We start from the raw sequence: 13,366 nt of genomic DNA, 5'->3' as shown, positions 1-13,366 counted from the left end.
AATCGGCCCCTTTTTTATTCTTTCAATTCCGCCAGATCCTTATAGGCGTCCAAACACTCCACATTGGCCAAGGCCGTGGTGTTTTTGATCTTGCGCCCATGGATCACGTCGCGCACCGCGATCTCCGAAATCTTGCCAGAGCGGGTGCGGGGAATATCCGCAACTGCAATCACTTTCGCTGGCACGTGCCGAGGTGTTGCCCCCGTGCGGATGCGTGTTTTCACCAGCTTGATCAAATCTTCATTAAGCACCACGCCGTCTTGAAGCCGCACAAACAGGATCACCCGTTGATCGCCCTGCCAATCTTGGCCAACGGCAATGGCTTCTTCAATCTGGTCAATCGTTTCCACTTGCCGATAAATCTCGGCCGTGCCAATGCGCACCCCGCCCGGGTTCAGCGTCGCGTCTGAACGGCCATGGATGATGTAGCCGCCATGGTCAGTCTTTTCCACAAAGTCACCATGGGCCCACATATTGTCGAATTTGTCGAAATAGGCGCTGCGATATTTCTCGCCATCTTCATCACCCCAAAATCCAATGGGCATAGACATATGCGCATTCCGGCACACAAATTCACCGGGCTGATTGATCAGTTCATTGCCATCATCATCTAGGATGGCAAGGTCCAACCCCAATTGCGCGCCTTGCAGCTCGCTGCGATAAACCGGCTTGGTGGGCACCCCGCCCATAAAGCAGCCGCAAATGTCGGTGCCGCCAGAAATGGAGGCCAATTGCACGTCGTCCTTCCAGTCGCGGTAAATATAGTCGAAATTCTCAGGCAAAAGCGGAGAGCCGGTCGACAAGATCGCCCGTAAGCTGGCGAGCGAATGAGTTTCGCGCGGCTTCACATTCAAATTGTTCAGCGCATCAATATATTTGGCGGACGTACCGAAAATATCAATCTGCTCTTGGTCAATCAAATCCAACAGGCGCGGCGCTTTAGGATAAAACGGATTGCCATCGAAAGTGATCAGGGTTGCTTCTGCCGCCAAGCCGGTCACCAGCCAATTCCACATCATCCAACCGCAGGTGGTGAAATAAAAGAAGTTGTCATTCGGCTTCACGTCGCTGTGCAGCACCAGTTCTTTCAAATGTTGGATCAGCAAACCCGCACCGCGATGCATGATGCATTTGGGTTTACCCGTGGTGCCAGAGGAGAACAAAATCACCATCGGCGCGTCAAAATCCATGCGCTCAAATTCAATTTCGCTCGGCGCGAACGGCGCAATAAATTCATCTAAAGTTTGATGCGCAATCTCATAATGAGCATCCGGCTTTGGCGTATCCAGCAAGACCACATGCTCAATCTTGGCTTCCTTCGCCACCGCATTGATGCTTGGCGCCACATTGATATGCTTGCCCGCATAATTGTAATGCGGCACCGCAAACAGGATTTTAGGTTCGATCTGTGCCAATCGGTCCGTCGCACCTTCCGGCCCAAAATCCGGAGAGCAGGACGCCCAAATGGTGCCCATGGCTGCACTGGCCAGATAAAGCGCAATGGCTTCGATATCATTGGTCACAATCGCGCCCACGCGATCGCCCTTTTTAACGCCTTTCGCCTTCATGGCCTGCACCAGCTGGCTCACCAGATCATAAAGGCCCTTGCGGGTAATCTCGCGCCGTGTGCCATCATCACGATGGCCGATAATGGCGATACGGTCATCCGCATTTTTCAGTGCATTTTCCGCATAGTTCAGTTTGGCGTCAGGAAAAAAACGTACTTTGCGAATATCATCATTTTCGATCAGGGTGCGCTCACCCTTTTCGCCAATGATGCCGAGTTCGTCCCACAGGGAGCTATAAAATGCTTGCGGTTGGTCAATGGAAAAGCGCAGCAAACCGTCATAATCGTCAGGTGCACAATTGTGCAACGCCTTCGTCTTTTCTGCAAAGGCCCACAAATTTGCATTTTGCTGACGGGTTTTGGATGGAGTCCACAAAATATCGTTGGCCATTTGTCCTCCCAAAAGCCATTTTTTCAAGATTTAGTGATGTGATCAAACCATAATGCTTGTCAAAACCCAAGCGTTAGTCGTATTTATACGGTAAATGGCAGGGCGTTCGCGCCATTGCTAATGCTGAAAAAGAAAGCACAAGAACCGGGCAATCATTATGGTCCTCAACGCAACCGTCCAGTCCCAGTCTAAATACAATTTTAATCTGCACGAAATGCCGGTGCCGCTCGTTTATGCGGAACATCGTATCATTTTGGAATGTAATGCAGAATTTGCGCGGCTTTTCGGCTATGGCCGCGCCGAGCTGCGCAATCAAAGCTTCCATCTGCTCTATCCAAATTTTGAGGATTTTGTGCGCACAGGTCAAATGTGGTCCACCAACATGACCATGGGCATTACCTATTACGATGAGCGGATCATGATCAAGGCGGACCAAACGCGCTTTTGGTGCAAGGTTCGCGGACGGTCCATGATCTCGGCAAATCCCTTTGCCAAGGCGGTTTATTGCTTTGAGCCATTGCCCCGCGCCATCGCCACATCCGGCTATGAATTGACTGACCGTCAACGTCAGATCGTAGCTCTTGTTGCTCAAGGCAAAACCAACGCGGTTATTGCGGAGGAGCTCGAACTCTCCAAACGCACAGTTGAGGCGCACCGCGCGCGGGTGATGAAAGCGATAGGTGTTAGAAATACGGCAGAGCTGATTGCCTGGTTCTCCGCGCATCATTCTGCGCGATAAACAATGCTAGGCGATCGGGCTATCCACCTCATCCAAATGCATCACCGGATTTTTGATCTGCTTGCGAATCCATTTGGTAAAGGCGACCACGCCCGGCTTCTCCGCCTTATCGTCCGGAATGGCCAAAAAATAGGCGTCTTCGGTGTTTAGCGGCGTGGGGTCGATCACTTTAAGGCTGCCCTGCATCACCTGTTGCTCGATCAGATAGAAGGGCAAAAGCCCCGCGCCCATGCCGGCGGATGCGGCTTCAATGATCATGGAGAATTGATCAAAGCGATGGCCCTTAAACGGCTCTTTGTTCTCAATGCCTTGCTGTTCAAACCAATCGCGCCAGCCCGTTTGCCGCGTTTGCAAATGCAGCAAGGGCGTGCTGACCAAGTTTTGTGCGCTGTTCAAGCGATGCGATTTCACCAAACTCGGCGCCGCCACAGGCACCATCATTTCGGCGCAGAGTGGATGGCACGTTGCGCTAGCCCAGATCGGACGACCAAAATGCACCGCCACGTCAATAAATTGATCTTGCATCATAAAAGGCGACCAACGGCTTTCAATATTGATCGCGAGATCTGGGTTTTCAGCCAAAAAATCAGGCAGGCGCGGGGCCAGCCAATGGGAACCGAATGTGGGCAAGGTGGCGATGGACAACATGGCCTCAGCCTTAGCCGCGGCCATGGTGCGATAAACCAGCCCTTCAGTTTGCTCGATCAGATAGCGTGCGTCGGCCAAAAAGCGCGCGCCCGCTTCGGTCAGCACAACCCGTTTGCGCACCCGCTCAAAAAGGGTTACCCCCAATTGTAGTTCAAGGTCGCGTATTTGCCGCGAAATCGCGCTCTGGGTGAGGTTCATTTCCTCAGCCGCACGGGTAAAGTTCAAGTGCCGCGCTGCGCACTCAAATGCGCTGAGCGTGTTGATCGAAGGAAAGTTGCGCCGACTGGTATGCATTATTTTTCCTCATGAAGTAATGAAAAAACATTGCTTCTTTAGGGTGTTTGCCTAAGTTATCATGAGAATAATGAATTTTTTCGACTTGACCAGCCACATTTTGCGCATTGGGTTCGCCCCGGCGAAACCGGTCAATCATAACGAACAATGGCAAATGCCAAAGGGGATAGAATATGTCAGCATCTTCACTCAAATCTGAAACCATTGAATTGATGGGCAAATTGGGCGTGTCCCAAGCTGCTTTGGAAGGCGGCGATTTGGCTGTTCATTCTCCCACCAATGGCGAAAAGATTGCCGAAGTAAAAACATCAAGCGCTGCTGAAATCAAAGCGCAAATCGAAAAAGCGCATGAAGCGTTCAAAGTTTGGCGCACAGTGCCAGGCCCACGCCGCGGCGAATTGGTGCGCTTGTTGGGCGAAGAATTGCGGGCGTCTAAAGAAGATTTGGGCCGCGTAGTTAGCCTTGAAGCGGGCAAAATCCCGTCTGAAGGTTTGGGCGAAGTGCAGGAAATGATCGACATTTGCGATTTCGCTGTTGGTCTTTCTCGCCAGCTTTATGGCTTGACCATCGCCACTGAGCGTGCTGATCACCGCATGATGGAAACATGGCACCCGCTTGGCGTGGTTGGCATCATTTCCGCCTTTAACTTCCCTGTGGCCGTGTGGTCTTGGAACGCGGCTCTGGCGCTGGTCTGTGGCAACGCAACCGTGTGGAAGCCATCTGAAAAAACACCTTTGACTGCGTTGGCTTGCCAAGCCATTTTGGACCGCGCTTTGGCCAAATTTGGCGACGCACCAGAAGGGTTGACCACCATGTTTGTGGCCGAGCGCGATGGCGGCGAAGTGATGGTTGATCACGAAAAAGTGGCGCTTGTGTCCGCAACCGGTTCAACCCGCATGGGCCGTCAGGTTGGCCCACGCGTGGCGCAACGTTTTGGCCGCACCATTTTGGAATTGGGCGGCAACAATGCGGGCATCGTTTGCCCGTCAGCGGATATGGATATGGCCGTGCGCGCCATCGCGTTTGGTGCCATGGGCACCGCAGGTCAGCGCTGCACCACAACCCGCCGCCTGTTCGTGCATGAAAGCATGTATGACGACATGGTTGCTCGGTTGAAAAAAGCCTATCTCGGCGTCACCATCGGCGATCCATTGAAATCAGATGCCTTGGTTGGTCCGCTGATCGATAAAGACGCTGGCGACAATATGATCAAAGCACTCGAAGCTGCCAAAGCCTCTGGCGGCACCGTAACCGGAGGCGAGCGTGTCGATATAAATGGAGACGCGTCATATTATTTCCGTCCAGCCTTGGTGGAAATGCCAGAACAAACCGGTCCGATGTTTGAAGAAACATTCGCGCCAATCCTCTATGTCACCAAATATTCTGATTTTGATGACGCGCTAGAGATGCAAAACGCTGTGGGCGCGGGTCTTTCCTCCTGTATCTTCACTCTCAATGTGCGTGAAGCTGAGAAATTCCTTTCTGCTGTTGGGTCAGATTGTGGCATCGCCAACGTCAATATCGGCACATCAGGTGCTGAAATTGGTGGCGCCTTCGGTGGTGAAAAAGAAACTGGGGGTGGACGCGAATCCGGTTCTGATGCATGGAAAGCTTATATGCGCCGCGCCACCAACACGGTGAACTACGGCACAGCCTTGCCATTGGCGCAAGGCGTTAGCTTTGACATTGAGTAAGGACGACATAAATGGCCGCCGATCTGGTTTCTCATCCCGGCTTTTTCCGGGCCAACCGCATAGCCAAACTATCGGTTTCTGAGATCATCAAAATCAGCACTCGTGCCCGCGAATTGCGGGCCGAAGGGCACCCGGTCATCATTTTGGGCGCAGGTGAGCCTGATTTTGATACCCCGGATCATGTAAAACAAGCAGGCATTGCTGCCATTGAAGCGGGGCAAACCAAATATACCCCGCTAGATGGCACGCCTGAGCTTAAAAAGGCCATTTGCGACAAGCTGGCACGGGAAAATGGGTTGAATTATCAGCCCGCCAACATTTCCGTGTCTGCCGGGGCAAAGCAAGTTTTGTTCAACGCCTTTATGGCAACGATCAATCCGGGCGATGAGGTGATCATCCCCACCCCGTTCTGGACCACTTATGCAGATATTGTGGAAGTGTGCGGCGGTGTGCCGGTGTTGGTGCAATGCCCGGGCGAAAAAGGCTTCCGCTTGCAGCCTGACCAGTTGGAAGCGGCGATCACGCCAAAAACCAAATGGTTGATGCTCAATTCACCGTCAAATCCATCCGGTGCCGCCTATTCGGCTGATGAATTGATGCCTCTGCTCAATGTGCTCAAGCGCAATCCGCATGTGTGGCTCGTCAGCGACGATATTTACGAACACATCACTTATGATGACTTCAAATTTGTCACTCCGGCACAATTGGCGCCTGAACTGCAAAGCCGCATTCTTTTGGTCAATGGCGTGTCCAAATCCCACGCCATGACTGGCTGGCGCATCGGCTTTGGTGCAGGCCCAGTTGAATTGATCAAGGCCATGGCTGTGATGCAATCGCAATCCACATCTTGCGCCTCTTCCGTGTCGCAAGCCGCGGCCATTGAAGCCTTGAATGGCGACAATAGCTTTTTGGAAGAACGGCGCTTGTCGTTCCAAGAGCGACGTGATTTGGTGGTAGCTGGCCTCAATGACATTCAAGGCGTCACCTGCCGTGTGCCGGAAGGTGCATTTTACACCTTTGCTTCTTGCGAAGGCTTGATCGGTAAAAAAACGCCAAGCGGCAAGACCATCGAAAGCGATAGCGACTTCTGCCGCTATATTTTGGAAGAAAGTCACGTGGCCATCGTGCCAGGTTCAGCCTTTGGACTTTCACCCTATTTTCGTATATCCTATGCGGCAGCAAAAACAGAATTAGTCGAAGCGATATCCCGTATTCAAAAAGCGGCAAGCGCTCTGGCTTAAACAACTTCCCACAGAAGGATCTTTTTAAAAGATCTTTTCTTGCCCGCCAGTCTTTGTACTGGCGGGTTTTTTTGTCCGAAATCTGTCCAATCGGTCCATTTCCGACTTGTCCCTCTGTCCCGATTTGCTAGCCATAGATTTAAGAGGCGGAGGAGCACACAATGGCTGCACAGACTTTTGATCAACGACAAAATACATTGGGCGAAGGTCCGCTTTGGCACCCTTTGCGGCAGCAGCTTTTTTGGTTCGATATCCCTAATTGCAAATTACGTTCGCAAAAGGACGGACAAGCGCTGGAATGGGCGTTTGATGAAATTGTCACGGCAGCAGGCTGGCTAGATGAAGCCAAATTGGTGATCGCTTCTGAAAGCCAAATTTTCACTTTTGATTTGGAAACAGACGCGCAAACCCATCTGGTGGATTTGGAAAAGGATGTGCCCTCCCGTCGCTCAAATGATGGACGCATCGATCCGTGGGGTGGGTTTTGGATTGGTACCATGTCCAAAACCGATCCAACGCAAGAGAAGGGTGGCATTTATCGCTTTTACCAAGGCGAATTGCGCCTGTTGGTGCCAGAAGTTGCGATTCCCAATTCTATCTGCTTCGCCCATGATCGTTCATGCGCTTATTACACCGACACGCCAACCCATGTGGTGTGGAAGCAAATGCTGGACGCAGAGGGCTGGCCTTTGGGCGAGCCCATTGTGCATGTGGATTTGAGCAAGAAAAAGCTAAACTCAGATGGGGCATTGGTGGATCAAAAAGGCCATATTTGGATCGCGCTTTGGGGCGCATCCTGCATCGTGGAATATAATGAGCAGGGCTATGAGGTGCAGCGTATTTCCGTGCCCGCAAAGCAGCCCACTTGCCCGGCCTTTGGCGGTCCCAACTTCACGGACCTCTACTTCACCTCAGCCCTTGAAAATCTAAACCCGCCAAGCGTGCAAGACGGCCAAGTTTTTTGCGTAAAAGATGTGGTGAAGGGGCAAGCAGAATATGCGGTCAGCCTCGACTGACCGCACCAAAATCTAGCGAATAATTTGCGGCCGCACCTTAATGCGGCGCACTTGATTTTCCGGCAAGTGCCGATTCAAGCGCTTATTAATCATCCCATAAACGCCGATCACACAAAGTGTCAGCAAAATGAAATAGAACGCCAAAATCGGGTAAGGCACAAACGGGTTGAACGTCTTGTCCGCAAAATAATTGGCGTAATAAAGCGCATCACCGCGCTGTTGCCAGCTTGGAAAGCCGGAAAAGAACACCAGCGTTGTCGCATGAAACAAAAAGATCGCTTCATTGGTGTAAGCTGGCCAGGCGAGGCGCAACATGGTTGGCCATATGATCTTTTTAAACCGTGGCCATCCGGTAATGCCATAGGCATCGGCGGCTTCCACATCGCCTTTCGGGATGGATTTAAGCGCCCCGTAAAAGATCTCGCCCGAATAAGCTGCTGTGTTGAGGAACAACACGATCAACGCCCCAAGCCACGCTTTGGTCAGCCAACGTGTTTCCACCGTGATTTCCACAAAGCCCAAATTGATGTCGGTGCCCAATTTCGGCAGCAACACAAACAACTCATACGCAAAGAAGAACTGAATAAAGAGAGGTGAGCCGCGGAAAATAAAGATGAACCATTCTGCCGGCAAGCGCGCAATTGGGTTTTTGCTGGCCTTGGCCATCGCAACGGCAACAGCAAGGAAAAAGCCTAGACAAAGCGCCAACACGCCAAAATAAACATTCCAGATTAGCCCCGAGCCAATCAGGGTGAATTGGTCACACAAGGTAAAGTCTGAGCGCGGCAACAAGCGCTCGCCAAAACCCATGGAGCGGAAGGCATAGTTCTGGATGGTTTCAATGCAACTCATGCTGAACCTCCCGCAAGTGATTTGCCGCCGGTTGTGGCTTGGCCAAGGTTCAAACGGTCCATGAGTTTTTCAAACACAATTTCAGAAATCTTGGTCATGGCGAGATAGAACACCAACAGGCCCAAGAAATAATAGATGCGCCAATCCGGGTGCGGATAGGAGAAGGCGGAGCTTTTTGAGCCGCCCAATTCCCGCGCCCAATAAACAATGTCCTCAACCCCAAGCAAGAACAATAGAGGGGTCGCTTTGATCAAAATCATCCAAAGGTTAGACAAGCCGGGCAGGGCATAAACCCACATTTGCGGCATCAAAATCCGCCAGAACACTTGGCGCTGGGTCATGCCATAAGCTTCGCCTGTTTGCAGCTGTGCATGGGGCACAGCGCGCATGCCGCCATAAAGCACGTTGGCGGCAAAGGCGCCAAACACAATGGCAAAGGTCAGCACGGCAAGCATAAAGCCATAGGTTTCGTGCACCCATTGCGGGGAAGTGGATAGCGGCAATTTCGCCGCCGCGCACACCACAAAATCATTGCCTTGCCGCACAGGTTCGGTCCAGTCCGAGCATAGGGTTTTGTGGCGCACATATTCAAAAGCTTGGTCGAGCGCAATCACGAAGAAAAGGAAAAAGGCAATGTCAGGCACACCGCGCACAATGGCGGTATAACCTTTGCCGAGCCAGCGCAGCGGTGCAATGTGCGACCGCGCAGCAGACGCGCCAAAAAAGCCGAATAACAAGGCGGTTGGCGCGGTAACAGCCAACAGCAATAAAACAGTGCCAAATGAGGCATAAAAGCTCATATGCTTGCCTGTTGTTAGATAACAGGTCAGCCAGGTTAAGCCTTCAATTTGGTCGGGATTTGCGCAGAATTCAAACATATAGGCAAAGGGCGAGACAAGTCCCGCCCTTCCTCAATTTCTTAGAAGCGTGGTGAGTCTTCGCCCAACCATTTGATGATCAGCTCGTTCAATGTGCCGTCATCTTTCATGGATTGGATCGCTGCATCAAACTTGCCGCGCATTTCTGGATCAGATTTGCGGAAAGCCATGCCGATACCGCCACCCAAAGGAATATCGTCACCAACAAAAACCATGTCGCCATTTGAATCTTCAACCAATGGGATCAAGAAGTCCTTGTCTGAAAGCACTGCGTCTGCTTCGCCATTGCGCACAGCAGCAACAGTTTCGTCAGGCGTTGAAAACTCAAGCAATGTCGCACCAGTGGTGGTGATGTGCGCAGCTTGAATGGTGCCCGTTTGTGCAGCTACAACGCCACCGTCAAGGTCAACATCAGCGCTCAACGCAGCAAATGCTGAAGGTGATGGAGGTGTGTAGTTCTGTGTGAAATCAACAACTTCCTGACGCTCAGGCGTGATAGACATACCAGCGATAATCGCGTCATAGTTGCCAGATACCAAGTTAGGGATGATTGAATCCCAATCGTTGGTTACCCACTCACAATCCATTTCTGCACGCTTGCAAAGCTCATCGCCCAATTCGCGCTCAAAACCGTCAACTTCACCATTATCATTGATAAAGTTGTATGGAGGGTAAGCGCCCTCGGTGCCAAGGCGCACAGTGTCCGCCATTGCAAAGCTTGTGCTCATTGCCAAAACAGCAACGGAAAGCATGAATTTTTTCATTTTAGTCTCCCTTGGTTTAACCTCTTTTATAAAGAGATCTTGAGTTGGTTATGCCGGAACGGTCGCACTCAAGAATTGCTTCAGCCGTTCGGTTTTGGTGTTCTTAAACACCTCATCAGGGGTGCCTTGTTCTTCAATGCGTCCCTGATGCAAAAAGATAACATGGTCGGAAACATCCGCTGCCAAGCGCATATCGTGGGTCACGATAATCATGGTGCGGCCTTCTTTGGCCAAATCCTTGATCACCTTCACCACTTCTTGCTCCAACTCTGGGTCAAGCGCGGAGGTCGGTTCATCAAACAATAGGGCTTGCGGTTCCATCGCCAAGGCGCGCGCAATGGCTGCGCGCTGCTGCTGGCCGCCGGAAAGCTGTGCCGGATAATTCTCGCATTTGTCGCCAATGCCCACCTTGTCGAGCAGTTTGCGGGCGCGTGCTTCAACCACTGCCGGGTCTTCTTTCAGAACCGTAACTGGCGCTTCCATCACATTTTGCAGAATCGACATATGTGCCCAAAGATTAAACTGCTGGAACACCATGGTGAGGTTTGTGCGGATGCGAATAACTTGGTCTTTATTGGACGGATGGCGGTTAAGCCCTTCGCCTTTCCAGTGCACAGGCTCACCATCAAAAATAATATCGCCTTGCTGGCTGTCCTCCAGCAAATTGATGCAGCGCAACATGGTGGATTTTCCAGAGCCGGAAGAACCGATCAGGCTCACCACATCGCCTTTATGCGCCACCAAATCTACGCCTTTTAAAACTTCGAGCTGCCCATAACTCTTGTGCAGGTCTTTTACTTCGATGACAGGTGTTTGCGTATCCGACATATTTTCTTTCATTCTTTGGTCGCTTCCAACCGATCTAGCCCAAAATTAAAAGGTGCACAATTGGCAATTGCTGCTCCCACTACCCAATTGGGGGGAGCAAACAATCTGTTTTCGGTTTAATGGTGCAGGAATGTTGCGGTGCGCGGAACGCCGTGCCCGCAGAAATTGGGGGCGTTGCCCTGAGCTCAGACTTATGCCTGCAGGTAAAAAGTTTGATGACGCAAACGCGCTCAACAGCCTCGCCGGACCAACGGTCAGGTTCAAAAGCATCAATAATGTCCTCCCTCGCATCAGGTCCAATTTCTCGGGCCTGATTTGCGTTGCCCTCACAACGCCTTATCCGCAAATTCAGTTTTTGCGATATGTTCCAGCCAGTATGACCGATTATATTTTGACTGAATAGTCATTATTTTGTGCAAAATTCAACATGTATTTCGCACTTTGCTTAGATCAAGCTGCCGAAATGGAAAGGGTGGACCGAAGCCCACCCTTTTGAAATTATGCGGCTTTTTCAGTCGCAGTGCTGGTTTCCAACGGCTTGCCTAGGAACATGCCGCCGAACCGATTGTCCAAAAACTCATCCAGATTGATCTGCTCTTGGCGCACAAAACCTTTGCTTGGCAATTTGCCGGTCCGCATCAAATCCATCGCTGCGGTTACGCCCGCCGCCGTAGTGATCTGAATGGCTGTCCATTCTTTCCCGGCTACTTCCATTGGGATGGAAACATTGAGGAAAGATTTCTCCTCATATTTGCCATTGATGGTGCCTGTGGCGGTGCAGAACACGGTTACAGTGTCTTGTTTGGTCACTGGCAAAGCCGTGTTGAAAATCTCGCACATCAAATCCTGACGATCCTGCAGTTTCAAATCTTGCAGCAAGATTTTCAAAATGTCGCGGTGGCCCGGATAGCGGATTGAGCGGTATGAAACATTGTTTGCATGGCCAGAAAGCGTTTCGCACAAGGTGCCCAAGCCGCCAGACGTGTTGAAACACTCAAAGTCGGTGCCGTTCAATGTGAATGTTTGCAAATTTTCAAGCGGTGGCACTTCCACCAATTTACCGTCAACCAAGGCTTCACAGGGGTTGCAATATTCATTCACCATGCCCTCGGTGGACCAGGTGATGTTATATTTCAGCGCATTTGTTGGGTAGCGTGGCAACGCACCTACGCGCATGGACAAATCTTCGACCTTGTCGAACTGTTTCGCCAAGTGATAACCCGCAACGCCCACAAAACCGGGGGCCAAACCGCATTGTGGCATAAAGGCTGTGTCAGCATCTTTGGCCAAGTCCATCACAAACTTGGTGCCTTTTACATCTTCTGTCAGGTCGAAATAATGTGTGCCTGCTTTTTTCGCGCCTGTCGCAATGGCAGGGGTTAAAAAATAAGGGGCAGCGCTCAACACTGCATTTTTGTCTTTAAGGGCAGCCACCAATTCTTCTTCATTGGTCACGTCGACCTTAGCTGTTTTTAGGCCCAATTTGGCCACTTCTGCCAAGGCAGCTTCATTGGTGTCGGCAACGGTCACGTTATATTCAGGCTGGCTTTCCAAAACCACGCCCACCATGCGGCCAATTTTACCTGCGCCTACAATCAAAACATCCCAATTCATATCTGTCCCTCTGGTTTGATTTTTTAACTGGTAAAATTGTGCCAGTGCGTGCTGTCAGCGCATAGAATCTGAACCGACATAATCAAGACAAAACGACGGAAATTATTTGAAATTCCCGACAAAATGACGAAAAAGAGGAGCGCGATCCCCGCTTAACCATATGATGCACTTGCGCCTTGGGCAAAACTTGCGCATCGTCACTTTATCATATGTTTGACTATTTGTCGGAAGGGAGTGGCGGCATGGAAAAGCCCATACGGGATGAATTGGATCGGCAATTGATTGCCCAATTGCAGTTTAATGCCCGCGCGAAAACTTCTGATATTGCTAAAAAACTCGGCATTGCCCGCACCACGGTACATGAGCGGATCGCCCGGCTGGAGCGGCTGGGCTACATTAAGGGGTACACAGTGCAATTGGCCGAAGACCCGGGCCGCCAGCACGTGGAAGCCTTGGTGATGATTGAAGTGCATCAGCAGCAGGGCAAGCAGATCGCTGATAAGCTGAAAGACTTCCCCGAAATCAAGCTCTGCCTCGCCATAAATGGCGAATATGATTTGCACCTGTCAGTGGAAGCGCCACAGCTCGAAGATATTGACGAAATCATCGACGAAATCGCCCTCATCCCCGGCGTCCGCCGCACGCAGACGTCGCTGGTGCTGGGTCGTAAGTTCGATCGGCGGTAAACCAGATCCGCCGGATAAAGAAAACGACCCACAGCACAAAATAGCCTCATCCACCACCGTCATTACCGGATTTGATCCGGTAATCCATGTAACCTTGGCCAAAAGGGCAATGCACTAGTGGCTAGAGTGTGAAGGCTGTGCCTCGTCTCTGCAT

Annotated in this window: 12 protein-coding genes; 5 read left to right on the top strand and 7 right to left on the bottom strand. The window is 51.2% G+C overall.

Annotated elements, in window-relative coordinates; genetic code table 11:
- Window positions 1-14 precede the first annotated feature (14 nt).
- Window positions 15-1,958 carry an acetoacetate--CoA ligase gene (locus ACP15Y_RS11445; protein WP_424983217.1) on the bottom strand — a complete coding sequence of 648 codons (1,944 nt, stop codon included), beginning with the start codon at window positions 1,956-1,958 and terminating at the stop codon, window positions 15-17.
- A 157-nt stretch (window positions 1,959-2,115) separates the two neighbouring features.
- On the opposite strand from ACP15Y_RS11445, the gene ACP15Y_RS11440 reads away from it, so the two are divergent.
- Complete coding sequence (locus ACP15Y_RS11440; protein ID WP_424983216.1) at window positions 2,116-2,697, top strand: LuxR C-terminal-related transcriptional regulator; 582 nt, start codon at window positions 2,116-2,118, stop codon at window positions 2,695-2,697.
- Window positions 2,698-2,703: 6 nt separating this feature from the next.
- Here the strand turns inward: ACP15Y_RS11440 and ACP15Y_RS11435 are convergent, their stop codons facing one another.
- Window positions 2,704-3,639 carry a LysR family transcriptional regulator gene (locus tag ACP15Y_RS11435; RefSeq protein WP_424983215.1) on the bottom strand — a complete coding sequence of 312 codons (936 nt, stop codon included), beginning with the start codon at window positions 3,637-3,639 and terminating at the stop codon, window positions 2,704-2,706.
- Window positions 3,640-3,851: 212 nt separating this feature from the next.
- Here ACP15Y_RS11435 and ACP15Y_RS11430 point away from each other — a divergent pair, with 212 nt between their 5' ends.
- From ACP15Y_RS11430 to ACP15Y_RS11420, 3 genes are all read left to right on the top strand, one after another.
- A complete protein-coding gene (locus ACP15Y_RS11430; RefSeq protein WP_424983536.1) occupies window positions 3,852-5,333 on the top strand; it encodes an aldehyde dehydrogenase family protein in 1,482 nt (493 codons plus the stop codon).
- An 11-nt stretch (window positions 5,334-5,344) separates the two neighbouring features.
- Window positions 5,345-6,574, top strand: coding sequence for a pyridoxal phosphate-dependent aminotransferase (locus tag ACP15Y_RS11425; protein WP_424983214.1), 1,230 nt, complete (start codon window positions 5,345-5,347; stop codon window positions 6,572-6,574).
- Between the two features lie 161 nt (window positions 6,575-6,735).
- Complete coding sequence (locus ACP15Y_RS11420; RefSeq protein ID WP_424983213.1) at window positions 6,736-7,590, top strand: SMP-30/gluconolactonase/LRE family protein; 855 nt, start codon at window positions 6,736-6,738, stop codon at window positions 7,588-7,590.
- Between the two features lie 12 nt (window positions 7,591-7,602).
- On the opposite strand, the gene ACP15Y_RS11415 is transcribed toward ACP15Y_RS11420, so the two are convergent.
- From ACP15Y_RS11415 to ACP15Y_RS11395, 5 genes are all read right to left on the bottom strand, one after another.
- The gene (locus ACP15Y_RS11415; protein ID WP_424983212.1) at window positions 7,603-8,442 is read right to left on the bottom strand and encodes an ABC transporter permease; all 840 of its coding nucleotides are present in this window, start codon (window positions 8,440-8,442) and stop codon (window positions 7,603-7,605) included.
- On the bottom strand, window positions 8,439-9,242 hold the full coding sequence (locus tag ACP15Y_RS11410; RefSeq protein WP_424983211.1) for an ABC transporter permease: 804 nt from the start codon (window positions 9,240-9,242) through the stop codon (window positions 8,439-8,441). Before ACP15Y_RS11410 ends, ACP15Y_RS11415 begins: the two co-directional genes overlap by 4 nt.
- A 119-nt stretch (window positions 9,243-9,361) precedes the next feature.
- Window positions 9,362-10,084: a transporter substrate-binding domain-containing protein gene (locus ACP15Y_RS11405; protein WP_424983210.1), complete on the bottom strand. Its 723-nt coding sequence runs from the start codon at window positions 10,082-10,084 to the stop codon at window positions 9,362-9,364.
- 48 nt (window positions 10,085-10,132) lie between these two features.
- Window positions 10,133-10,912 carry an ABC transporter ATP-binding protein gene (locus tag ACP15Y_RS11400; protein ID WP_424983209.1) on the bottom strand — a complete coding sequence of 260 codons (780 nt, stop codon included), beginning with the start codon at window positions 10,910-10,912 and terminating at the stop codon, window positions 10,133-10,135.
- 498 nt (window positions 10,913-11,410) lie between these two features.
- Window positions 11,411-12,526, bottom strand: a complete 1,116-nt coding sequence (locus tag ACP15Y_RS11395) for a saccharopine dehydrogenase family protein (RefSeq protein WP_424983208.1) — start codon at window positions 12,524-12,526, stop codon at window positions 11,411-11,413.
- 242 nt (window positions 12,527-12,768) lie between these two features.
- On the opposite strand from ACP15Y_RS11395, the gene ACP15Y_RS11390 reads away from it, so the two are divergent.
- The gene (locus ACP15Y_RS11390) at window positions 12,769-13,212 is read left to right on the top strand and encodes an Lrp/AsnC family transcriptional regulator (protein WP_133573629.1); all 444 of its coding nucleotides are present in this window, start codon (window positions 12,769-12,771) and stop codon (window positions 13,210-13,212) included.
- Window positions 13,213-13,366: the final 154 nt, after the last annotated feature.

This window comes from Maritalea sp. S77 (assembly GCF_049801075.1).
Taxonomy (GTDB): Bacteria; Pseudomonadota; Alphaproteobacteria; order Rhizobiales; family Devosiaceae; genus Maritalea.
The sequence above is the reverse complement of the archived record's forward strand: the minus strand, read 5'-3'. Positions and strand labels throughout refer to the sequence as shown.

Coding starts and splice junctions, on each gene's coding strand:
- ACP15Y_RS11445 (WP_424983217.1), bottom strand. CDS start 1,958: ATGGCCAACGATATTTTGTGGACTCCATCCAAAACCCGTCAGCAAAAT.
- ACP15Y_RS11440 (WP_424983216.1), top strand. CDS start 2,116: ATGGTCCTCAACGCAACCGTCCAGTCCCAGTCTAAATACAATTTTAAT.
- ACP15Y_RS11435 (WP_424983215.1), bottom strand. CDS start 3,639: ATGCATACCAGTCGGCGCAACTTTCCTTCGATCAACACGCTCAGCGCA.
- ACP15Y_RS11430 (WP_424983536.1), top strand. CDS start 3,852: ATGGGCAAATTGGGCGTGTCCCAAGCTGCTTTGGAAGGCGGCGATTTG.
- ACP15Y_RS11425 (WP_424983214.1), top strand. CDS start 5,345: ATGGCCGCCGATCTGGTTTCTCATCCCGGCTTTTTCCGGGCCAACCGC.
- ACP15Y_RS11420 (WP_424983213.1), top strand. CDS start 6,736: ATGGCTGCACAGACTTTTGATCAACGACAAAATACATTGGGCGAAGGT.
- ACP15Y_RS11415 (WP_424983212.1), bottom strand. CDS start 8,442: ATGAGTTGCATTGAAACCATCCAGAACTATGCCTTCCGCTCCATGGGT.
- ACP15Y_RS11410 (WP_424983211.1), bottom strand. CDS start 9,242: ATGAGCTTTTATGCCTCATTTGGCACTGTTTTATTGCTGTTGGCTGTT.
- ACP15Y_RS11405 (WP_424983210.1), bottom strand. CDS start 10,084: ATGAAAAAATTCATGCTTTCCGTTGCTGTTTTGGCAATGAGCACAAGC.
- ACP15Y_RS11400 (WP_424983209.1), bottom strand. CDS start 10,912: ATGTCGGATACGCAAACACCTGTCATCGAAGTAAAAGACCTGCACAAG.
- ACP15Y_RS11395 (WP_424983208.1), bottom strand. CDS start 12,526: ATGAATTGGGATGTTTTGATTGTAGGCGCAGGTAAAATTGGCCGCATG.
- ACP15Y_RS11390 (WP_133573629.1), top strand. CDS start 12,769: ATGGAAAAGCCCATACGGGATGAATTGGATCGGCAATTGATTGCCCAA.